Origin of the sequence: Solibacillus kalamii (assembly GCF_002174535.1) — a bacterium.
Taxonomy (GTDB): Bacteria; Bacillota; Bacilli; order Bacillales_A; family Planococcaceae; genus Solibacillus; species Solibacillus silvestris.
The window spans coordinates 197302-219080 of the sequence record NZ_NHNT01000001.1 but is presented as its reverse complement, the minus strand read 5'-3'; the positions used below and the strand labels follow the sequence as shown (position 1 = coordinate 219080).

The 21779-nt window shown below is 39.5% G+C and carries 25 protein-coding genes; all 25 read left to right on the top strand.

Annotated elements, in window-relative coordinates; all coding sequences use genetic code 11:
- The 25 genes from fliE (at position 1) to CBM15_RS00935 (ending at position 21762) form a co-directional block, all read left to right on the top strand.
- Complete coding sequence (gene fliE / locus CBM15_RS01055; RefSeq protein WP_065216426.1) at positions 1-309, top strand: flagellar hook-basal body complex protein FliE; 309 nt, start codon at positions 1-3, stop codon at positions 307-309.
- Between the two features lie 57 nt (positions 310-366).
- Entirely contained in the window at positions 367-1962 is a 1596-nt protein-coding gene (gene fliF / locus CBM15_RS01050) for a flagellar basal-body MS-ring/collar protein FliF (RefSeq protein ID WP_087615414.1), read from the top strand.
- A gap of 14 nt (positions 1963-1976) precedes the next feature.
- Positions 1977-2990, top strand: coding sequence for a flagellar motor switch protein FliG (fliG, locus tag CBM15_RS01045; protein WP_065216424.1), 1014 nt, complete (start codon positions 1977-1979; stop codon positions 2988-2990).
- Positions 2983-3780, top strand: coding sequence for a flagellar assembly protein FliH (gene fliH / locus CBM15_RS01040; protein WP_087615413.1), 798 nt, complete (start codon positions 2983-2985; stop codon positions 3778-3780). Before fliG ends, fliH begins: the two co-directional genes overlap by 8 nt.
- A 5-nt stretch (positions 3781-3785) precedes the next feature.
- A complete protein-coding gene (gene fliI / locus CBM15_RS01035) occupies positions 3786-5111 on the top strand; it encodes a flagellar protein export ATPase FliI (RefSeq protein ID WP_087615412.1) in 1326 nt (441 codons plus the stop codon).
- A gap of 2 nt (positions 5112-5113) precedes the next feature.
- Positions 5114-5560: a flagellar export protein FliJ gene (gene fliJ, locus CBM15_RS01030; RefSeq protein WP_087615411.1), complete on the top strand. Its 447-nt coding sequence runs from the start codon at positions 5114-5116 to the stop codon at positions 5558-5560.
- A 4-nt stretch (positions 5561-5564) separates the two neighbouring features.
- Positions 5565-6179 (top strand): MotE family protein, encoded by a 615-nt coding sequence (locus tag CBM15_RS01025; RefSeq protein ID WP_239835805.1) that lies wholly within the window; start codon positions 5565-5567, stop codon positions 6177-6179.
- Positions 6180-6205: 26 nt separating this feature from the next.
- Positions 6206-7453 (top strand): flagellar hook-length control protein FliK, encoded by a 1248-nt coding sequence (locus CBM15_RS01020; protein WP_087615409.1) that lies wholly within the window; start codon positions 6206-6208, stop codon positions 7451-7453.
- Complete coding sequence (gene flgD / locus CBM15_RS01015; RefSeq protein ID WP_087615408.1) at positions 7454-8149, top strand: flagellar hook assembly protein FlgD; 696 nt, start codon at positions 7454-7456, stop codon at positions 8147-8149.
- A 12-nt stretch (positions 8150-8161) separates the two neighbouring features.
- Positions 8162-8536, top strand: coding sequence for a TIGR02530 family flagellar biosynthesis protein (locus tag CBM15_RS01010; RefSeq protein WP_087615407.1), 375 nt, complete (start codon positions 8162-8164; stop codon positions 8534-8536).
- A 97-nt stretch (positions 8537-8633) separates the two neighbouring features.
- Positions 8634-9599 carry a flagellar hook-basal body complex protein gene (locus CBM15_RS01005; RefSeq protein WP_087615406.1) on the top strand — a complete coding sequence of 322 codons (966 nt, stop codon included), beginning with the start codon at positions 8634-8636 and terminating at the stop codon, positions 9597-9599.
- Between the two features lie 83 nt (positions 9600-9682).
- Positions 9683-9904: a flagellar FlbD family protein gene (locus CBM15_RS01000; RefSeq protein WP_087615775.1), complete on the top strand. Its 222-nt coding sequence runs from the start codon at positions 9683-9685 to the stop codon at positions 9902-9904.
- Positions 9894-10319 carry a flagellar basal body-associated protein FliL gene (gene fliL / locus CBM15_RS00995; RefSeq protein ID WP_065216418.1) on the top strand — a complete coding sequence of 142 codons (426 nt, stop codon included), beginning with the start codon at positions 9894-9896 and terminating at the stop codon, positions 10317-10319. Before CBM15_RS01000 ends, fliL begins: the two co-directional genes overlap by 11 nt.
- A 42-nt stretch (positions 10320-10361) precedes the next feature.
- Positions 10362-11357, top strand: coding sequence for a flagellar motor switch protein FliM (fliM, locus tag CBM15_RS00990; RefSeq protein ID WP_087615405.1), 996 nt, complete (start codon positions 10362-10364; stop codon positions 11355-11357).
- Positions 11350-12621 (top strand): flagellar motor switch phosphatase FliY, encoded by a 1272-nt coding sequence (fliY, locus tag CBM15_RS00985; RefSeq protein WP_087615404.1) that lies wholly within the window; start codon positions 11350-11352, stop codon positions 12619-12621. Before fliM ends, fliY begins: the two co-directional genes overlap by 8 nt.
- 22 nt (positions 12622-12643) lie before the next feature.
- Positions 12644-13006, top strand: a complete 363-nt coding sequence (locus CBM15_RS00980) for a response regulator (protein ID WP_008403273.1) — start codon at positions 12644-12646, stop codon at positions 13004-13006.
- A 4-nt stretch (positions 13007-13010) separates the two neighbouring features.
- Positions 13011-13694, top strand: coding sequence for a flagellar biosynthetic protein FliO (locus tag CBM15_RS00975; protein ID WP_087615403.1), 684 nt, complete (start codon positions 13011-13013; stop codon positions 13692-13694).
- Positions 13691-14356 (top strand): flagellar type III secretion system pore protein FliP, encoded by a 666-nt coding sequence (gene fliP, locus CBM15_RS00970; protein WP_008403271.1) that lies wholly within the window; start codon positions 13691-13693, stop codon positions 14354-14356. Before CBM15_RS00975 ends, fliP begins: the two co-directional genes overlap by 4 nt.
- A 13-nt stretch (positions 14357-14369) precedes the next feature.
- Positions 14370-14639, top strand: coding sequence for a flagellar biosynthesis protein FliQ (fliQ, locus tag CBM15_RS00965; RefSeq protein WP_008403270.1), 270 nt, complete (start codon positions 14370-14372; stop codon positions 14637-14639).
- Between the two features lie 4 nt (positions 14640-14643).
- Positions 14644-15420, top strand: a complete 777-nt coding sequence (gene fliR, locus CBM15_RS00960; protein WP_008403269.1) for a flagellar biosynthetic protein FliR — start codon at positions 14644-14646, stop codon at positions 15418-15420.
- 1 nt (position 15421) lies between these two features.
- Positions 15422-16516 (top strand): flagellar biosynthesis protein FlhB, encoded by a 1095-nt coding sequence (gene flhB / locus CBM15_RS00955; RefSeq protein ID WP_008403268.1) that lies wholly within the window; start codon positions 15422-15424, stop codon positions 16514-16516.
- 23 nt (positions 16517-16539) lie between these two features.
- A complete protein-coding gene (gene flhA, locus CBM15_RS00950) occupies positions 16540-18573 on the top strand; it encodes a flagellar biosynthesis protein FlhA (RefSeq protein WP_087615402.1) in 2034 nt (677 codons plus the stop codon).
- On the top strand, positions 18570-19760 hold the full coding sequence (gene flhF, locus CBM15_RS00945) for a flagellar biosynthesis GTPase FlhF (protein WP_087615401.1): 1191 nt from the start codon (positions 18570-18572) through the stop codon (positions 19758-19760). Before flhA ends, flhF begins: the two co-directional genes overlap by 4 nt.
- On the top strand, positions 19744-20622 hold the full coding sequence (locus CBM15_RS00940) for a MinD/ParA family protein (protein WP_087615400.1): 879 nt from the start codon (positions 19744-19746) through the stop codon (positions 20620-20622). Before flhF ends, CBM15_RS00940 begins: the two co-directional genes overlap by 17 nt.
- Positions 20623-21762: a protein-glutamate methylesterase/protein-glutamine glutaminase gene (locus tag CBM15_RS00935; RefSeq protein WP_087615399.1), complete on the top strand. Its 1140-nt coding sequence runs from the start codon at positions 20623-20625 to the stop codon at positions 21760-21762.
- The last annotated feature ends 17 nt before the right edge of the window (positions 21763-21779 follow it).

The window sequence follows — 21779 nt, the reverse complement described above, 5'->3', positions numbered from 1 at the left end:
ATGGCGATTAATCCAATAACATTCATGTCTCCTGCACAATCTGTGAATGAAGTAAATGTTCAGAATCAACTGACTCCTGCAAATGCCCAACAGCAATTTGCGGATACATTAAAAGAAGCGATTGCAAGTGTCACTGAACATCAAAAAACATCGGATACAATGACTCAAAAATTAATTAACGGTGGAGATGTTGATTTATTTGAAGTGATGATTGCTGCACAAAAAGCAAGTGTTACTTTAAACACAACAATTGAAGTTCGTAATAAAGCTGTGGAAGCTTATCAAGAAATTATGCGTATGAGTGTATAATGATTTGAAAAACGACTGACGAATTGTTGGGCATTCACTTTAAGCGGAGGATTCATAATGAATGAACGACTTACAAAAATTAAAAGCGACTCAACCGGTTTCTGGCAAAGTCGTACAAAAAATCAAAAAGGCGCACTAATCGGGGCGTTTGTTGCTGTTATTGCGATTGCAGCTGCAATTACGTATTTCTCAACACGTACGACAATGGCTCAGTTATTTCCTGAGATGTCTCAAGCTGAAGTAGGGAGAATTACGGAAGTGCTTGCTTCACAAGGTGTAACGTACGAAGTGACAAATGGCGGGACAGTAATTTTAGTGCCGGAAAATCAAGTACAGGACTTACAAGTGTCATTAGCAGCCCAGGGTTATCCTGATTCTGGGGAAATTGACACGTCTTTTTTTACTTCTAACGCAGGCTTTGGGATGACAGACAATGAATTTAACGTAATTAAGCAAGCGACGATCGAAACGGATCTGGCGAATTTAGTTCGGAAATTCGAAGGAGTAAAAGATGCAAGTGTCATGATTACTTTACCTGAAGAAGGTGTCTTTCTTAAAGATGCCAAAGGTGAAGCGCAGGCTGCAATTGTATTGGATACAGCACCTGGACACAAGTTCTCAGACGACCAAATTAAAGGATTATTTAATTTAGTATCGATGAGTATCCCGAATTTACCTAAAGAAAATATCACGATCATGAATCAGTATTCTGAATATTATGATCTGGCTTCAGCAGAAAATGGAGACGGTGGAATCGATTCAGTTACTGGACAAATGGAAGTGAAGAAAACAATTGAGCGTGATTTGCAGCGCCAAGTGCAGCAAATGCTCGGTACGTTAATCGGTCCGGATAAAGTTGTAGTAAATGTATCGGCCGATATTGACTTTAAAAAAGAAAATCGCGAAGAAAACCTGGTCCGACCTGTTGATGAGGAGAATATGGAGGGTATTGAAATAAGTGCCCAACGTATTACAGAAACTTACTCGGGCGGTGCTGCAGGAGCTGCAGAAGGTACGACTGAAGCGGGAAGTGTAACAGATAACTTTGTGGATTATGTAGAAGGAACAAACGGTGACGGCGATTATGAACGAGTAGAAGAGACGATTAACAATGATGTTAACCGCATTCGCCGTGAGATACAGGAAAGTCCTTACAAAATTCGTAATTTGGGTATTCAAGTAATGGTAGACCCTCCAAATACAGAAGAGGGGTTCGATCAAGGTGTTCGCACAGATATTGAACAAATTTTATCGACAATAGTCCGTACTTCGATTGATCAAGAAGCTGCCGGTAATCTGACAGACGAAGATATTGCAAATCGCATTGTCGTGTCTGTACAGCAATTCCAAGGAAATGATACAGCGGAAGATCAGCCACAATCAGTTATTCCATGGTGGGTTTGGGTAATTGGCGGTATATTAGTTGTTGCAATTATATTACTAGTTATTAATGTGTTGCGTGCACGTCGACGTAAACAAGATGAAGAAGAGCTGGAAATTTTAGAACAGCAACAGCAATTAATTGAAATAGAAGATATTTCCGAAGAAAAAGAAACTGAAGCGACTGTACGCCGTAAGCAATTAGAGAAAATGGCTAAAGATAAGCCGGAAGATTTTGCGAAACTATTGCGTAGCTGGATTGCTGAAGATTAATAGGAGGTTCCGCTGTGTCCAAGAAAGATAAAGACCTATCAGGAAAGCAAAAGGCGGCTTTACTGTTAATTTCTCTAGGACCGGAAGTTTCGGCTTCTGTATATAAGCATTTAAGTGAAGAGGAAATTGAACGTCTGACACTGGAAATTTCAAGTGTTAAAAGAGTGGAATCGACTGTCAAAGAAGAGATTATAGAAGAATTTCATCAAATTGCACTTGCGCAGGATTATATTACGCAAGGCGGTATCGGGTATGCGAAGACGGTACTGGAAAAAGCATTAGGTGCTGAACAGGCACAGGCGATACTGAATCGTTTAACTTCGTCATTACAAGTTAGACCATTTGACTTTGCCAGAAAAGCAGATCCGGCACAAATTTTCAATTTTATTCAAAATGAACATCCCCAAACAATTGCCCTTATCCTATCTTATTTAGAACCAGGGCAAGCGGGGGTTATTCTTTCTTCGTTACCACAGGAAGTACAAGCGGATATTGCAAAGCGTATTGCAATTATGGAATCGACGTCTCCGGAAGTCATTAGTGAAATTGAGTCCGTTTTAGAGCGAAAACTATCATCTACTGTTACACAGGATTACACAGAAACAGGCGGTGTAGATGCGGTCGTGGAAGTATTGAATGGTGTGGACCGTCAAACTGAGAAAACGATTCTTGATGCACTTGAAATTCAAGATCCGGAACTAGCCGAAGAAATTAAAAAGCGCATGTTTGTGTTTGAAGATATCGTTACACTCGATAATCGTTCAATCCAGCGTGTTATTCGTGACTGTGAAAACGAAGACTTATTATTATCGATGAAAGTTTCGTCAGAAGAAGTAAAAGAGATTATTTTCCGCAATATGTCCCAACGCATGGCGGATACATTCCGTGAAGAAATGGATATTATGGGGCCAGTACGCTTGCGTGATGTAGAAGAAGCACAGTCTCGAATTGTAGCAGTTATCCGACGTTTAGAAGATGCAGGTGAAATTATAATTGCACGTGGCGGAGGAGATGATGTAATTGTCTAAAATCATCCGTTTAACAAATGCACAGCAACCCGAAGATTCATCAATAGTAGAAATTAAACTTCAAAATTTCTTCGAGCCGATTCATTATGGGAAAACGGAAGATGAACGTATAGAGGAATTGTCACAACAAAAAACAATAGACATTGAAGCTGAACGTCAGCAAATGCTGGAACAGGCAAATGATGAAATCGAACAGCAAAAAGCCCAATTTGAGCAATATCGAAAAGAGCAGCTTGCGGAAATTGAAGCGTTAAAGCAATCGTGGGAAGAAGAAAAAATCATTCTTCAGCAGGAAGCTTATGAAGGCGGTTTTGCGCAAGGGTATGAGGATGGCGTACAAAAGGCAAATGCAACGATGCAGCAGTCTTTACAAACGGCAAATGAGGCGATGGCAAATGCACAAAAAAATGCAGCTTCCTATATTGAGTCACAGGAGGCAGTCCTTTTGGAACTGGCATTAACAGCTGCAGAACGCATCATTCATACAACACTTGACCGTGACGATGAAATATTCGTTTCCATTGTACGACGTGGTTTAAAAGAAGCACGTGAAATGAAAGAAATTAAATTATATGTTTCGCCAAAATATCATCCGATTGTAACAGAGCAACAAAAGGAATTAGCGGAAATGTTTCCGGTAAATGTTCCGTTCATGGTATTTGTCAATGAAGATTTACTAGATTCGGAAAGTTATATCGAAACAAATCATGGACGCATCGTCGTTTCAATAGATGAACAGTTGCAGGAGCTTCGCAGACAGTTATACGAACTAATCGAAAGTAAGGAATGATAAGGATGAAAATGGCTCAATTAGTTGAACAAATTCCTAATCTTAATACATTTAAAAAGTATGGTAGAGTGACGAGAGTTGTCGGCTTGATGATTGAGTCCCAAGGTCCTGAAAGTTCCATCGGTGACGTATGTAAAATCCATATTCAAACATCGAAAAACGGTCCGCAAGTTATGCTGGCGGAGGTAGTAGGTTTTAAAGATGAGATTGTGATTTTAATGCCATACTCTTCGCTGAAGGAAATTTCGATTGGCTGTCTTGTAGAGGGGACAGGCTCACCGCTGGAAGTGAAAGTAGGTCCTGAACTGATTGGGAAAGTTCTTGATGCGATGGGTAACCCGTTTGATGGACAACCATTGCCAAAAGGATTAATGACAGTACCAACGGAAAAAGAGCCGCCAAATCCTTTAAGTCGTCCGCCGATTAACGAACAGTTAGAGGTCGGGGTAAAGGCGATTGACGGAATGCTAACAGTTGGCAGCGGTCAGCGTGTAGGTATATTTGCAGGATCGGGCGTCGGAAAAAGTACATTGCTTGGTATGATTGCCCGAAACACGGAAGCAGATATCAATGTCATTGCGCTTGTAGGAGAACGTGGACGTGAAGTACGGGAGTTTATCGAACGGGATTTAGGTCCAGAAGGGTTACAAAGGTCGGTTGTCGTAGCGGCTACCAGTGATCAGCCGGCATTAATGCGGATTAAAGCGGCATTTACCGCGACAGCCATTGCAGAATATTTTAGGGATCGCGGAAAGAACGTCATGTTAATGATGGATTCTGTAACCCGTGTTGCGATGGCACAGCGCGAAATTGGACTGGCAATCGGTGAACCGCCTGCTACAAGAGGTTATACACCATCTGTTTTTGCAATATTACCAACATTATTGGAACGGTCAGGAACGAATATAAATGGGACAATTACTGCATTTTATACAGTGCTAGTTGACGGTGATGATATGAATGAACCAATTGCAGATGCGGTACGGGGGATTTTGGACGGTCATATTGTACTGGACCGGAATCTTGCCAATAAAGGCCAGTATCCTGCGATTAACGTATTAAAAAGTGTAAGTCGTTTGATGAATCATATTGCACAGCCTGAACATGTGCATGCAGCGAGCCGATTGCGGGAATTATACTACAGCTATTCAAAATCGGAGGACCTGATCAATATCGGGGCCTATAAGCGCGGCACATCAAAGGAAATCGATGAAGCAATTATGTATGAGCCGCTCATTACGGAATTTTTAAAGCAAGGGTATAAAGATAAAATTTCGATCGATCAAACAGTCAATGAAATTATCGCATTATCGAATGGTGGTGCCCGTTAACTATGAAATACAATTATCGTTTTGAAAAAATTCTTGTTGTAAAAGATCAGGAAAAAACGGAATCGGAACTGGCTTTTAAAGAATCCGTGCATGTTTTTGAGGAAATTGCTACAAAGCTGTATGACCTGTTAAAGAAAAAAGAAGATTTAATCGAATATCAGCAGGAACGGTTAAAAATAGGATCATCCATTGATGAAATTAACCATTATTCGAAATTTATCGATAGTATGGAAAAAACAATCGAGGATGCACAGCAAAAAGTAATACAGGCACGGGCAAAAATGAATTGGCATGAGCAAAAATTATTGGAAAAAAGTTTGGAAGTACGCAAATATGAAAAAATGCGTGAAAGAGATCATGAAAGATTTATAGAAGATCAACTTCATATAGAAGCAATACAGCTGGATGAGCTTTCAACAATTGCGTATTACAAGAAGGAAATCAGGTGATTCCGTGGCAAAAAAAATAAAAAATACGATGGAACAAGTGGAAGAAATGGAGTTGGAAAGCCAATCTCCAGGTTTTTTCAAAAAGTTTTTCTACCTATTTTTAATCCCGATCATGTTTCTCATCGCAATTTTATTGATTATTTCAACTATGACGGAATATAACGTGTTTAAAATAGCGGATGAGGCAATTGAGAAAATCCCCTTTATCAGCTCGGATGAAAAAGGTGGAGTAGTAGAAAACAGCTCATTAAATGAACAAAAAGTAGTAGAGCTGCAAGCGGAAATTCAAGAGAAGGAAGCGCAAATTTCCCAGCTGCAAACACAAATTGACGCATCAGCGACTGAAAAGGAAGAGCTTTTAATCGAACAGGAGCGATTGCTGTTTGAAATTGAAAAACTTCAGCGTGATCAGGAAGAGACGAAAAAAGAATTCAAAGAGATTCTGTCTACTTTCGAAAAAATGTCTGCTAGAAAAGCAGCTCCTATACTTGTTGAAATGAGTGATACAGAAAGCGTGCGTATTCTGTCGGAGATGAAACCCGATACATTATCAGCTATTTTCGCAAAAATGGAGCCGGCAGATGCTGCCCGCTATACAGAGCTTTTATCACAGCAATAGTCCTTGAATGGAGGGAGGTGTAGTAAATGAATATCGCAATGTTACAAACAGTAAAAATGCCGAAGCAAGATATCCAGCCAAACATAGTGAAATCAGAAAAGCCGGATTCAAAAGCATTTGGAAGTGTGTTTAATTCGATGATTACAAAGTCATCTGCTCCAACTGCCAAGCAACCGGAAATGACAGAACCGCCGCTAGCTGAAAGTATTTCCGGGATTTTAGAAGAGGACTCACTGGAAAGTTTACTTGAGCAATTAGGTGTTGAAATGGATGAGTCGGGATTATTTGCATTAGTAGGTGAAGAAAGTACACCAATCGCATTGGACGAACTAATGACTTTAGATAACTTAACGGAGCTTTTAGGAATAACAAAAGCGGAGTTGAGTCAAATTATTGAACAGTTATTAGGCGATGCAAAGCAAGAAATTACGGATGTTTGGTCTCTTATAGAGCAGGCACCGCATATTTTAAATGAAGTATTGGCAGCTGTGCAGAAGCCTGATCAAAACAATGTGCAACCAAAAGAATTGCAGCGAATTGTCCAGCTGTTAAAGTTAGCTCAATTGGCCGGAAGTAAAGTCGATACTGTCTATCAACAGGAAATCCAATTAGCCAGTTTAAAAGATGCGTTACTGGCATTGGCGAATGAAGCTCAGAAATCAGCTGGGACAGAGCAGAGTACTGTAAAAACTACAACTTTCCAACAAGTAGTACAGCAAGGCCAACAGTCTACTCAAAACCAGCAGACGACCGTAAAGGTTGAAACGGATACGCAAACAGCCGGTCATTTACAGCAGCAAGTGACACAGACAAAAACCGTGACCGTTACATTACCCGCTGAAAAGCCGGCACAGTCGGATGCATTAATAAAAGAAATTCAAAACTTGATCAATCGCAGCCAGCTTTCAGGACAGCCAGGTAATATGAAATTATTTCTGAAACTGTTTCCGGAAAACCTCGGTCAAATTCGAATTGAATTAGTTCAAAAAGATGGAATCATGACTGCCCGATTATTGGCAACGACAGCGATGGGGAAAGAATTACTGGAAAATAATATTAACCAGTTAAAAGCCGGTTTCGTCTCTCAGAATATTCAAATGGAACGAATCGATGTTGCACAGTCTTTACAGGATGCCGATCGAAATGCGCGTGATCAAAACTTCTTTAATAATTTCTTCCGTCAAAAAGATGAAGAAAAACAAGAAAATAATGAAGATACCCTAGATGAAGAAAGTCTATCGTTTAAAGATCTATTAAGTGAGGAGGTAGAATAAGTGGCAAACCCAATTTCAAATGATTATTATTTACCGGCAAATAATGCAAATTTCAAAGTAACGGATAAACAGGATAACGGTGCGCTCGGAAAAGATGCGTTTCTAAAAATATTAATTACCCAATTGCAAAACCAGGATCCAACAAGCCCAATGGATGACAAAGAATTCATTTCTCAGATGGCCCAATTTTCATCGCTGGAACAAATGCAGAATATGACAAAAGCGATGGAGAATTTACTTCAATCACAGCAACAGTCACAATTGATGAGTTATACAACATTTGTAGGCAAAGAAGTGAAGTGGCATGAGATTACAGACAAAGTGGATGCGGATAATAAGCCGATCTACAACGAAGGAACAGGCACTATTAAAGAATTGAAATTTGTTGGTGGTGAGGCCGTGTTTGTACTGGCTGATGGTAAGGAAATTAAACCAGGCAATATTTCATCGATTCTTGGTAGTACGAGTGAGACACAGCCGACAGTTCCAGCAGGAAATCCATTAGCAGAAGCAAGCCAGCTGATCGGAGAGACCGTTCAATATACAGATGGAGATCAGGTCGTTGAGGCGATCATTGAAGCAATAAAAACAAATAATGTGAATATCGAATACATTTTAAATGACGGTTCCCGTTTGACAAAAGACCAATTTACGGTGAGTTCTCAGACAGCCCAAAATGAAAATGTAACAGAATAAGGGGGGGGGCTGATGAATCGAGTCAATATTCAACATATCCCTTACCATCCACCGATAAAGCCAGTAGTAAAGCAGCATACAGACCAAGTTTCAAAGCAGTCCTTTATGGACCATTTAAAACAGGCGACCGGTGAGGAATTAAAAATAAGCAAGCATGCTTCAGAACGTTTGAATGAACGAAATATTTCTATAACAGATCGTGAATGGCAGCAAATTTCAGAAAAAGTATTTGAGGCAAAAAATAAAGGTGTGAAGCAGCCGTTAGTCCTGTTAGATCAGGCTGCATTAATTGTAAGTGCAAAAAATGCGACGGTTATTACGGCATTGGATCGTAATGAAGCAAAACAGCAACTATTTACCAATATTGATGGAACAATCCTTTTATAGGCCGGACCTTCAGAAGTAAGGAAGCCTACAGTCGTTGAATGATCGAGACGGCTGAACTAAAAAACAGATGTGAAAAACGAAGGGAGAACGACATTTTATGTTACGTTCAATGTATTCAGGTATATCAGGTTTAAAAAACTTCCAGACAAAATTAGACGTGATTGGGAATAACATCGCAAACGTTAATACGTATGGGTATAAGAAAGAGCGTACTATTTTTAAAGATTTAATTTCGCAAACACAGACAGGGGCATCAGGTCCATCTGCTACGCGCGGTGGTGTAAATGCTGTACAAGTCGGTTTAGGCTCTCAATTAGCTGCGATTGATACGATCCATAATCCCGGGTCAATGCAAACTACGGGTCGTACGTTAGATATGGCAATATCAGGTGATGGATTCTTTATGGTAGGAGATTCAGTTGTTGGTCCAGATGAAGAGGGGTTAATTACTGAAAATGGTTTTACTAATACACTTTATACCCGCGCCGGGAACTTTTATATGGATCGCAATGGCTATGTCGTAAATGGCGACGGTAAATATTTAGTGGGTTTACCAAATGCGGAGATTTATGATGAAGTTGATGAAGCAGCAATAAGCAATGCCGATGCAGATAAGGAAACAGCTGCGGGTACAATTGGTACGGATAACCTATATGAAGAAGGGGCAATTACTATTGCAGATGAAATTGCGCCAATTAAGATTCCAACAAATGCGCAATCTATGTCTATTTCACAGGATGGTTCGATCTATTATGTGGATGTAAATGGTAAATTACAGTTTGCTGGTCAGACATTATTAGCAAAGTTCCCTAACGCATCGGGTCTAGAAAAAACAGGTTCTAACTATTTCCAAGTAACGGCTAACTCTGGAGACCCATTAGTTCAAGTAGGTACACAAGCTGGTATCGGCTCAGTTAACTCGGGCTTCATGGAAATGTCCAACGTGGATCTTTCTGAAGAATTCACAGAGATGATTGTTGCACAGCGCGGTTTCCAGGCAAACTCTCGTATTATTACAACGTCGGATGAAATTTTACAAGAGCTTGTTAACTTAAAACGATAGTTTAAGTTCATTTGAAATTCATTGAAAAATTCATTATAGAAGGGGGGCGGGCCGGCTCTCAAGTCAGGTCCGGCCCTATTTCAATGATCGAGGTGACTCGCCTTAACGGTAAAGCATTTACTTTAAATGCTTTATACATAGAAACAGTTGAAGCATTTCCGGACACCCAAATTACGCTGACGACTGGACGTAAATTCATTGTGTTAGAGACTGAAGAACAGGTGCGGCAAAAGGTGAAGACATTCTATCAGCAAGTCCAAGTATTATCTAACCCGCATCTTAGAGGTGAAGAAGATGAAGAATAATAAATTACTGACAATTATGCTAATTATATTAGTGACGATTACATTATTCGGTGTTATTGTCGTTGTGTTATTGACACAGCTCAACAAAGAGAAGCCGGATGGTCCAACGATTGATGAAATCATCGAATCATCGGTAGACATTCCTGAGATTACGACGAACTTAGCAGATGGAAGCTTTGTCCGAATTACATTGAAAATTCAGGCATCAGATAAAAAAGCTGGTGAAGAGTTGTTTAAACGAGATTTCCAAGTGAAAAATATCGTAATTCAGGAACTTTCTGAAATGGAAGAAGAAGCTTTAGAAGGTAAGCAAGGGAAAATTACATTCCAAGATGCAATTAAATCCCAAGTGAATGAGTTAATGCAAGAAGGGGAAGTTACGCAAGTGTATATTACTTCATACGTACTTCAGTAATCAGTACTACACAATTTTAATTTTTGAAATGGAGGTGGGCAAATGGCAGGAGATATAATGTCGCAATCCGAAATTGATGCGCTCTTATCAGCAATATCGACCGGAGAGATGTCTGCAGAAGACATAAAAAAAGAAGATGAGACACGAAAAGTAAAAGTATATGACTTTAAGCGGGCTCTGCGCTTCTCAAAAGACCAAATCCGAAGTTTGACCCGTATACATGAAAACTTTGCGCGACTGTTAACAACTTTCTTTTCTGCACAGTTAAGAAGCTATGTCCAAATTACAGTTGCATCTGTTGACCAAATTCCGTTTGAAGAATTTGTTCGTTCCATCCCAAACATGACATTGATCAATGTATTTGAGGTTCCGCCTTTGGATGGCAATATTTTAATGGAGATTAACCCGAACATCGCCTATTCGATGCTAGACCGCTTGATGGGCGGAGCAGGGGGAAGTCATAGCAATGTTGATAATTTAACTGAAATCGAAACGAAAATCATGACGAATTTATTCGAGCGTTCTTTTGATAATTTGCGTGAAGCATGGGAGAATGTTGCGGAAATCGATCCGATGCTTGTGGAATTGGAAGTAAATCCACAGTTTTTACAGATGATTTCGCCAAATGAGACTGTTGTTGTCATTTCATTTAATACAATCATCGGAGAAACGACAGGGATGATCAATATTTGTATCCCGCATGTTGTATTAGAGCCGATCGTTCCGAATTTATCTGTTCGCTACTGGATGCAGACGAATACGAAGGAAATTTCACCGGAACAAACGAAAATGCTTGAAACTCGTGTGAAACAAGCTAAATTACCCGTAATTGCAGAGTTAGGAACGACGGATATTACCATTGAAGATTTCCTGACAATGGCTGTCGGTGATGTCATTCCGTTAAATCAAAAAATTGAAAATCCGTTAACACTAAAAGTCGGCAGTTTACCGAAATTTACTGTTCAGCCAGGGAAATTGAATAATAAAATGGCTGTTCAAATTATCGACCCTTTGAAAGGAGGAGACGAAGATGAGTGATGAAATGCTCTCCCAAGAAGAAATTGAGGCTCTATTAAGGGGCGAAACGCTGGAGGATTTTTCTGCAAATACAGCAAGTCCGCAAGAAGAAATTAAAGTTGAGGATCACTTAACTCCAATAGAAATTGATGCATTAGGTGAGGTAGGTAATATCTCGTTCGGCAGTTCGGCAACTGCATTATCTTCATTACTAGGTCAAAAAGTAGAAATTACAACGCCGAGTATTTCAATGATTAACCGCAATCATCTGGAACAGGAATTCCCTCATCCATATGTTGCAGTACAAGTAGAGTATACAACTGGATTATCAGGAATGAACCTGCTTGTCATCAAACAATCGGATGCTGCCATTATTGCAGATTTAATGCTAGGTGGCGATGGTATAAATCCAAGACCTGAATTAAGTGAAATCCAGTTAAGTGCTGTTCAAGAAGCAATGAATCAGATGATGGGTTCAGCTGCGACTTCCATGTCAACAGTATTTAACCAAAAGGTTGATATTTCACCGCCGACAATTGATTTACTGAACATTTCACAAAATGAAGGCACAGACACTATTCCAACAGATGAATTATTAGTGAAAATTTCATTCAGATTGCGTATCGGTGAATTGATCGATTCGAATTTAATGCAATTATTACCTTTAAAGTTTAGTAAAAAGATAGTAAAGTCATTAATGGGAGAAACTGATGAGCCTCTTACTGCAACAACAACAGTGGAGCCTACGCCAGTTCAGCCGACACAACAGCAGCCAATGCAGCAGGCACAACAACCGACTGCACAGCAGCAACCGATGTTTGAACAACCTGTTCAGCAACCAATGTATGAGCAGCCAGCACAGCAGCCGGTCTATCAGCAGCCAATATATGAGCAACCAGTGCAACAGCAAGCATATCAGCAACAGCAACCTGTTTATCAGCAGCCCGCTTATACAGCACCACCGGCAAATGTACAGCAAGCTCAATTTGCGAGCTTCGAATCGGCAAATATTACACAGTCAGAAGCACGCAATTTAAATATGCTGCTTGATATTCCATTGCAAGTAACAGTTGAGCTGGGACGGACTAAACGTTCTGTAAAAGAAATACTGGAACTTTCGAGCGGATCGATTATTGAATTAGATAAGCTTGCAGGTGAACCTGTTGATATTTTAGTAAACAGTCGGTTAATTGCCAAAGGTGAAGTTGTAGTAATTGATGAGAACTTCGGTGTTCGCATCACAGATATTTTAAGTCAGGCAGATCGCTTGAACAATATTAGATAGTTTTAATTGGAGGAATTAGATTATGTCTAAAAGGATTTTAATTGTGGACGATGCAGCTTTCATGCGCATGATGATCAAAGATATTTTAACGAAAAATGGTTTTGAAGTAGTAGGGGAAGCAGCTGACGGAATTCAAGCGGTTGAAAAGTACAATGAATTACGTCCGGATTTAGTAACGATGGATATTACAATGCCTGAAATGGATGGTATTGCAGCATTAAAAGAAATTAAAGGCACGGATCCAAGCGCGGTAGTGATTATGTGTTCAGCAATGGGCCAACAAGCTATGGTAATCGATGCGATTCAAGCAGGTGCAAAAGACTTTATCGTAAAACCTTTCCAAGCAGATCGCGTAATCGAAGCGATTCAAAAAGCTTTAGGTTGATGTGATGAAAGCAAAAAAATCATTTCGATTTTGGCTCGCTGTTGGAATTGTATGGATGACGGCATTATTTACACCAAACTCAAGTGGAACTTTTGCGATGGTAAGTAACGTATACGAAAACTGTAATGAAAACCCTGAAGTATGTTCAGAAGAAAAAATTTCAGATGAAAATACTCCGGATGCCGACACAGAACAAACTGACTCGGCATCCGTTAGTATTGGATTTTGGGATTATCTTAAAGTTTTAATAGCACTTGTCTTCGTCATAGGGCTATTATTGTTCATTTTAAAGTATTTAAACAAGCGTAACTTCAACTATCAACAAAATGCCGTAATTAAAAATATCGGTGGCATGTCTGTAGGACAGCAAAAGTCTGTACAATTATTGTTAATTGGAAAACGAGTTTATGTAGTGGGTGTCGGCGATAACATTCAGCTTCTGAAGGAAATTGATTCCGAGGAAGAAATCGACCATTTACTGAATCAAATTGAAACTAAACAGAGCATGGTGAATACTTCACCGTATATAGCACAATTATTTAATAAGTTTTCACAAAAAAAACGCCCTCAAGATATTTCGGAAAGCCCTAAATTCAATGATTTATTCAATGAAAAAATCGGGAAAATCAAGCAACAACGAAGTGATGAGCTGGAGCGTTGGAAAGAACAGGAGCGTGATGATCGATGAACGACCTTCTTTCCGTGTTTTCTGAAAGTGATCCCGGAAATGTATCCACATCGGTTACGCTTTTATTCCTGTTAACCGTTCTATCTTTAGCGCCGAGTCTATTAATCTTAATGACTTCTTTTGCGCGTATTGTCATCGTTTTGTCGTTTACTAGAACAGCCCTTGCCACGAACCAAATGCCGCCTAACCAGGTAATTATCGGGTTGGCATTGTTTTTAACATTCTTTATTATGGCGCCGACTTTCCAGCAAGTAAATGAGCAGGCATTACAACCGCTTTTTGATGAAGAAATTAATTTGGAAGAGGCGTATGATCGGGCGACGATTCCGTTTAAACAATTTATGGCTCAGCATACAAGGCAAAAGGATTTAGAGCTTTTTATCGAATATAATCAGGCGGAGTATCCGGATTCCATTGAGGAAATTCCGATGACACTGTTAGTACCCGCATTTGCGTTAAGTGAAATTAAAACAGCTTTTCAAATGGGTTTTATGATCTTCATTCCGTTTTTAGTTATTGATATGGTAGTGGCAAGTACACTGATGTCAATGGGGATGATGATGCTGCCTCCAGTAATGATTTCACTGCCATTTAAAATCTTATTATTTGTACTCGTCGATGGTTGGTATTTAGTGATGAAATCTTTACTTCAAAGTTTTTAGGGGATGATATAAAGTGACACAGGAAATGGTCATTGCAATTGCAGAAAATGCAGTATTCACGATATTGATAGTTTCGGGACCTTTACTATTAATCGCGCTTATCAGTGGTTTAATAGTTAGTATATTTCAGGCAACAACTTCCATTCAAGAACAAACATTGGCGTTCGTACCTAAAATCGTAGCGGTTTTAGTCGCGATTATTTTTTTTGGCCCGTTTATGATCAGCAAGATGACGGACTACTTTCACGACATTTTAAATAACCTAGTTCGGTATATTGGGTGAGTAGATGACGGAATTATTACCGAATTTATCAATATTGCTATTAATTTTAGTACGTGTTTCTGCATTTTTCGTCTCCGTCCCTTTATTTTCATATCGTACAATACCACCGCAAGTGCGTATTATATTGGCTGTTGCTTTAGCTTGGATGATGTACTATACGTTTAATATCGAGCCGTTTGAAATTAATGCTTTTTACTTGCTGCTCGTTTTAAAAGAGGCGATTATCGGGCTGATGCTGGGATTGGCCGCGATGATTATCGTTTCCGCTGTTCAAATAGCAGGCGGATTTATCGATTTCCAGATGGGTTTTGCGATGGCGAATATTATCGATCCGCAAACAGGTGCCCAGTCTCCGTTAATGGGGCAGTTTTTAAACTTTTTAATGCTTTTATTATTGCTGTCAATAAATGGTCATCATCTCATTTTAGATGGTATTTATTATAGTTATCAATTTATGCCGATGGATCAGTTTTTCCCGAATTTCGGTGAAGAAGGAACCGCATTGTTTATTATTAAAATATTTGTTTCTGTTTTTGCCATAGCATTTCAAATGTCAGCTCCAATAGTTGCAACATTATTTTTAGTAACATTAGCGTTAGGAATTACAGGGAAAACGGTACCGCAAATGAATATATTTGTTATCGGATTCCCGATTAAAATTGCAGTAGGGTTTCTTGTATTGATTGTGACAATGGGTGTATTAGTGGGAGTTATGAAGGAGCTAATTGAATTTATGATTATTTCTTTACGTGACTTAATGGTTATTTTAGGTGGTGGCTAACATGGACAGAAAGCTATTAATTAACGTTGACCTTCAGTTTTTTGCAGGTGAAAAAACGGAAAAAGCAACACCGAAAAAGCGGCAGGATTCACGAAAAAAAGGACAAGTATTAAAAAGTCAGGACGTCACAGCTGCCGTATTACTGCTATTGTCATTTTTCTTTTTACTTTTCTTTGCACCATTTATGTACGAAGGAATGAAAGATTTTTTATTACAAGCACTTAACCGCAATATGTTAATTGAAACGCTGAACGCTGAAACCGTAATGGATATGTATGTTGAATCCATTAAAGAGATGGCAATTATCGTTCTGCCGATTATGGTTATTGCCATTATTGCAGGTATTGGAGCTAACTTTTTTCAGTTTGGCTTACTTTTTACAACAGAAACATTAAAAATAGATTTAAAAAAAATGGATCCGATTAAAGGGATCAAAAAGATTATTTCTGTACGTGCAATCGTCAATTTAATTAAATCATTATTGAAAGTAACGCTAATCGGAACCGTGACAACCGTTGTCATAATTATATATCTGGAAGATGTATTGTCGCTTGCTTTACATAGCCCGGCAGAAATTTTGGCCACTGTAGCATATATGTCGGCAATCATGGGAATTGCCGCTTCGATTATGCTCGTTTTCATTGCATTGTTTGACTATATATATGAACGGCATGAATATGAGAAACAATTGAAAATGTCGAAACAGGATGTTAAAGATGAGCATAAAAATGCAGAAGGTGACCCGTTGATCAAGTCGAAAATTAAACAGCGTCAACGTGAAATGGCGATGCGCAGAATGATGCAGGAAGTACCTGCTGCAGATGTTGTCATTACAAACCCGACCCATTTTGCGATTGCTTTAAAATACGACGAAGATATGATGGATGCTCCGAAAGTTGTAGCAAAAGGAACCGATTTTGTCGCACAGAAAATAAAACTTATTGCAAAAGAACATGATGTCATTATGGTAGAAAATCGTCCGCTTGCCCGTGCGATGTATGACCAGGTTGAAATCGGCCAGGCTGTACCGGAAGAGTTTTTCAAAGCTGTTGCCGAAGTTCTTGCATATGTATACCGGATCAAACGCAAAATTTGACATAGATTTCAGGAGGGACAACAATGCAAATACGCGACTTAGGGGTTTTAGCTGCAGTGATTATGGTTGTAGCGATGCTCATTATCCCTCTTCCACATTGGCTACTCAGTTTTTTAATTATTATAAATATTACATTGGCACTACTCGTATTATTAACTTCGATGAATATGAAGGAAGCGCTCGATTTCTCGATTTTCCCTACTGTTATTCTATTATTAACGCTGTTCCGTCTGGCATTGTCAGTATCGACAACACGTGCCATTTTAGCGGAAGGTGACGCAGGTAAAGTAGTAGAGACATTTGGTAATTTCGTTACAGGTGGTAATATTTTAGTAGGTTTAGTTATTTTCTTATTACTAGTTATCATCCAGTTCATCGTAATTACAAAGGGTTCGGAGCGTGTTGCGGAAGTTGCTGCACGTTTCACATTGGATGCGATGCCCGGTAAGCAAATGAGTATCGATGCGGATTTAAACGCCGGAATGATTTCGGAAAAAGAAGCGCGTGAACGCCGTGAAAAAGTATCCGGCGAAGCGGACTTTTACGGAGCAATGGATGGTGCAACGAAATTCGTAAAAGGGGATGCCATTGCCTCGATTATTATGGTTGGTATTAACTTACTGTTCGGTATGATCATCGGTATGATTCAGATGGAGCTAAGCTTTGCTGAAGCAGCATCTAAATATTCGATGCTGACAGTCGGTGATGGACTAGTATCGCAAATTCCGGCCTTATTAATTTCTACTGCGACAGGGATTGTTGTAACACGTGCTGCTTCAAAAGGAAATCTTGGTTCAGACATTACAGCACAGTTATTTGCACAATCCAAGCTATTGTATGTAGCTGCAGGTACAATTCTCCTGCTCGGATTATTTACACCGATTCCAGACTGGATTACGATTCCGATTGCAATCGCATTAGCGGTTGGCGCATTCTTAATGGACCGTAAAAAGGAAGAAACACCGGAAGAAATTATGGAATTCGAAGAGGAGATTGCCTCTGATACGATGAAAAGTCCGGAAAATGTTATTAATCTATTAAATGTTGATCCGATAGAATTCGAATTTGGCTACGGATTAATTCCTTTAGTAGATGCGGCACAGGGCGGGGATTTACTGGACCGCGTTGTTATGATCCGTCGTCAGCTTGCATTGGAGCTTGGGATTGTCATACCGATTGTACGTATCCGTGACAATATTCAGCTGCAGCCAAATGAGTACCGGATTAAAATAAAGGGAAATGAAATGGCAAGAGGTGAATTGTTACTGGATCATTATTTGGCAATGAGTCCGGGGGATGATAATTCAATTGATGGTATTGACACAATTGAGCCATCATTCGGTCTGCCTGCAAAATGGATTACAGAAGCAGTAAAAGAGGATGCGGAAATGTTCGGCTATACAGTTGTCGATCCGCCAAGTGTTGTTTCTACACATTTAACCGAAATTATCCGTGCAAATGCCCACGATCTGCTCGGCCGTCAAGAGACGAAGCAATTGATCGATCATTTACGCGAAACACATGCCATTTTAGTGGACGATTTAATTCCGACACCATTATCGATAGGGGAAGTACAAAAAGTATTGGCAAAATTATTGCGTGAAAATGTTTCGATACGGAACTTGCCGATTATTTTCGAAACATTAGCAGATTATGCAAAGCTTACTAGTGATCCCGATATTTTAACTGAGTATGTGAGACAGGCATTGGCTAGACAAATTACATCTCAATTTATTAACGGTCAACAAGCCCTAAAAGTTATTACAGTGTCTGCAAAAGTCGAAAAACTTGTAGCTGACAGCATTCAGCAAACAGACCATGGCAACTATTTAGCGATGGATCCGCAGCAGTCGCAATTCGTATTGGAAGCTATTGCAAAAGAAGTGGAGCGTGTTTCCTATACGGAACAGTCGCCAATTATTTTATGTTCGCCGGGTGTGCGTCTGTACATAAGACAACTGACAGAACGCTATTTCCCGCAAGTCCCGATTCTTTCGTATAACGAATTGGATGCAGCCGTTGAAATTCAAAGTGTAGGGGTGGTGAATGTTGAATGAAGATGAAAAAATACAATGCACCTTCCATTGCTGAAGCGATGAAACAAATTCGCGCTGATCTGGGGGAAGATGCAGTTATTCTGAATTCGAAAGTCGTCGTGACGAAAAAGTTTTTCGGATTAGTAAAAAATAAAAGCTATGAAGTCGTGGCAGGATATGACCCGTTGGAAAAGAAACCTTCATTACCGTCTTTTGAAGACCTTCCGACATTTGCACCGCAATTGAAAGAGGAAGGAATCAGCGAAGCAGCATCGTCTGTGGAACAACATACAAAAGTTCCGCAAAACGGTGCTGCTGGCTTACCAGAAAATTTGATCAAAGAAATTGCTGATTTAAAATCGATGATGCAATCGATGCAACGTATGTCTACACAGTCTCAATATCCTGATGAACTCTTATCATTTATCGACTTTCTACGTGAGCAGGAACTTGGAGAGGAGCTTATCACAAAAATCAGTGATGAGCTTTTTATGTATTATAACGAGCATGGCAAACAAATGACTTGGAACGAAATGCAGGAAGTTGCCAAAGATTATTTAAGAAAAGAATTGTATGACTTGCCGATTAGTGGAATTTCATATGAGAAAAAATATATTAACGTGCTAGGTCCAACCGGTGTTGGGAAAACGACTACGATTGCGAAAATGGCTGCACGCGCTGTACTTGAAAAGAAAAAGAAAATCGGTTTTATAACGACAGATACGTATCGTATCGCTGCGATCGAACAATTGAAAACGTATGCTGCATTGCTGCAGGCACCGGTTGAAATTGTCTATAATCCAACAGATTATGCAGAGGCGCTTCAAAAGTTTGACCATCTGGATTTAATTTTTATTGATACAGCCGGTAGAAACTACAAAGAAGCGAAATATGTAGATGATTTAAAGTCATTGATACAATTTAGCGAACAAGTAGAATCTTACTTAGTTTTATCGTTAACGTCTAAGCAAAAAGACTTAGAATCAATTATTGAACAATTTGCGAACTTGCATATTGAAAAATTTATCTTTACGAAGCTTGATGAAACAAATTCTATTGGCACTATGTTTAATTTAATGATTAAATATAATAAAGGACTAGCTTATTATACAAATGGTCAAGAAGTACCAGAAGATATCGAACAACCTAATAGTGATAATTTACTAGAACTTTTCTTCAAGGAGAACTCCGATGAAAGATCAAGCTGAAAAACTACGTCAGAAGATGCTTGAAAGTGAACATAAGCCAGGGCGATCAATTGCAGTTGTTAGTGGAAAAGGTGGAGTTGGTAAAAGTAATTTTACGACAAACTTCGCTACCCTATTATCTAAAAAGGGGAAAAAAGTAGCTATATTAGATATGGATATTGGCATGGGTAATATACACATTCTCATAGGAAGCTCCGTGGAATACAGTTTAAAAGATTACCTGGATGGTCAAGTGCCGCTGGAAGATGTTCTTTGCGAAACAAAGGAAGGGGTAAGCTATATTTCCGGCGGTACCGGTATGTCGTCGTTAATGGAGTGGTCTCCTGATGTTTTTGCACGTTTAATCACAGCTTTTGACACATTGCAGAAAAATTATGATTTTGTCTTGTTTGATATGGGAGCCGGTGTTGTGGATTGGTCACTCGATCTATTAACATCCATAGAAGAAATTATCGTTATTTCTACCGCAGAACCGACATCCATTATGGATGCTTATTCTATGATGAAATTTATCCATCTAAAAGACCCGATGAAGAAATTTTATCTATTATGCAATCGAGCATTTACCGTCGAGGAAGGGCAAGATACGACACAGCGTCTGAAAACAGTGATGCAACGTTTTTTGGAAAAGGAAGTATCGATTTTAGGATCGCTGCCGGAAGACCCTGTTGTGCGTCAAGCGGTACGTCAGCAAGCCTTATTTGCATTGCTCTATCCTGATGCCCCTGTCACAAAAACAATGGATAAAATTGTAGAGCAATTTTTAACAACGCAGGCAGTAATGAAAGAAGTACATGCAACAAATGAGTCGATGAAATTTATATCAAAATTAAAAAGCATCTTTTCGAGAGGGCGTGAGTAAATGAGCAACTTACAGAAAACAAAACTGCTAGTTGTTGATGATTCCGCCTTTATGCGGAAGCTAATAAGCGATTTTTTTTCGGATCATCTGCATATTGAGGTCATCGGGGCGGCCCGTAATGGGAAAGACGCGATAAAAAAAATTGAGCAGCTTAAACCCGATGTCGTGACAATGGATGTGGAAATGCCGGAAATGAATGGGATGGAAGCGTTAAAAGAAATCATGCAAAAGTACCCATTGCCTGTCATCATGCTTTCAAGTACGACAAAGCGCGGTGCAGAGAATACATTAATGGCAATGGAGTACGGAGCAGTTGATTTCGTTGCAAAACCAAGCGGTTCCATCTCATTGGATTTACATAAAATTAAAGATGAACTTGTACGAAAAGTGGAAGAAGCATCTAAAGTAACGGTTTCAAAACTGAGAAAACCATACGAAAAATCGACTGTTGTAAGTAGAGCAATCCGTCAACCTCTTCATAATGAAGAATCAAAACTAAAAAGCATGACTAAACCAACCATCAAAATTGATGTGCCGACCCAAAAGACGGAGTGGAGCAAAACTTCGAAGAAAATCATTTTAATCGGAACTTCAACAGGTGGTCCAAGAGCTTTACAGGAAGTCATTACAAAAATTCCCGCAAATGTGGATGCACCGATCTTAATCGTGCAGCATATGCCTGCCGGTTTTACAAAATCATTGGCAGCAAGACTTGATCAAATAAGTGAAATTCATGTAAAAGAAGCAGAACAAGGCGACCTATTGCAAAAGGGAACGGCCTATATTGCCCCTGGTGGCTATCATCTTAAATTAAGAAAAGTCGGATCGGCATTTGCTGTCGTCCTCGATAATCAGGAACCGCCAAGAGCAGGACATCGCCCGTCTGTAGACGTCATGTTTGAAGATGTCAGTCAGTATTCGGAATTCGATAAAATTGCCGTCATTATGACCGGAATGGGCTATGACGGATCAAAAGGACTTGTCTCGCTCAAAAAAACAGGGAATGTCACGGCTATTGCCGAGTCAGCAGAAACATGTATTGTATATGGAATGCCAAAAGCTGCCGTGGAAACGCAGCTTGTAGATGAAGTGGCGGATGTTGATGATATTGCCCGAACAATTATGAAATATATGCCTTAAAAAGGGGTGCCCTCTAA

Bases quoted from the DNA above. Each gene is read 5' to 3' on its own strand.
- fliF (WP_087615414.1), top strand. From the start codon at position 367: ATGAATGAACGACTTACAAAAATTAAAAGCGACTCAACCGGTTTCTGG.
- CBM15_RS00935 (WP_087615399.1), top strand. From the start codon at position 20,623: ATGAGCAACTTACAGAAAACAAAACTGCTAGTTGTTGATGATTCCGCC.
- CBM15_RS01020 (WP_087615409.1), top strand. From the start codon at position 6,206: ATGAATATCGCAATGTTACAAACAGTAAAAATGCCGAAGCAAGATATC.
- flhA (WP_087615402.1), top strand. From the start codon at position 16,540: ATGCAAATACGCGACTTAGGGGTTTTAGCTGCAGTGATTATGGTTGTA.
- CBM15_RS01010 (WP_087615407.1), top strand. From the start codon at position 8,162: ATGAATCGAGTCAATATTCAACATATCCCTTACCATCCACCGATAAAG.
- fliM (WP_087615405.1), top strand. From the start codon at position 10,362: ATGGCAGGAGATATAATGTCGCAATCCGAAATTGATGCGCTCTTATCA.
- CBM15_RS00975 (WP_087615403.1), top strand. From the start codon at position 13,011: ATGAAAGCAAAAAAATCATTTCGATTTTGGCTCGCTGTTGGAATTGTA.
- CBM15_RS00980 (WP_008403273.1), top strand. From the start codon at position 12,644: ATGTCTAAAAGGATTTTAATTGTGGACGATGCAGCTTTCATGCGCATG.
- fliP (WP_008403271.1), top strand. From the start codon at position 13,691: ATGAACGACCTTCTTTCCGTGTTTTCTGAAAGTGATCCCGGAAATGTA.
- fliI (WP_087615412.1), top strand. From the start codon at position 3,786: ATGAAAATGGCTCAATTAGTTGAACAAATTCCTAATCTTAATACATTT.
- fliY (WP_087615404.1), top strand. From the start codon at position 11,350: ATGAGTGATGAAATGCTCTCCCAAGAAGAAATTGAGGCTCTATTAAGG.
- fliL (WP_065216418.1), top strand. From the start codon at position 9,894: ATGAAGAATAATAAATTACTGACAATTATGCTAATTATATTAGTGACG.
- fliR (WP_008403269.1), top strand. From the start codon at position 14,644: ATGACGGAATTATTACCGAATTTATCAATATTGCTATTAATTTTAGTA.
- CBM15_RS00940 (WP_087615400.1), top strand. From the start codon at position 19,744: ATGAAAGATCAAGCTGAAAAACTACGTCAGAAGATGCTTGAAAGTGAA.
- CBM15_RS01005 (WP_087615406.1), top strand. From the start codon at position 8,634: ATGTTACGTTCAATGTATTCAGGTATATCAGGTTTAAAAAACTTCCAG.
- fliE (WP_065216426.1), top strand. From the start codon at position 1: ATGGCGATTAATCCAATAACATTCATGTCTCCTGCACAATCTGTGAAT.
- CBM15_RS01000 (WP_087615775.1), top strand. From the start codon at position 9,683: ATGATCGAGGTGACTCGCCTTAACGGTAAAGCATTTACTTTAAATGCT.
- flhB (WP_008403268.1), top strand. From the start codon at position 15,422: ATGGACAGAAAGCTATTAATTAACGTTGACCTTCAGTTTTTTGCAGGT.
- fliJ (WP_087615411.1), top strand. From the start codon at position 5,114: ATGAAATACAATTATCGTTTTGAAAAAATTCTTGTTGTAAAAGATCAG.
- flhF (WP_087615401.1), top strand. From the start codon at position 18,570: ATGAAGATGAAAAAATACAATGCACCTTCCATTGCTGAAGCGATGAAA.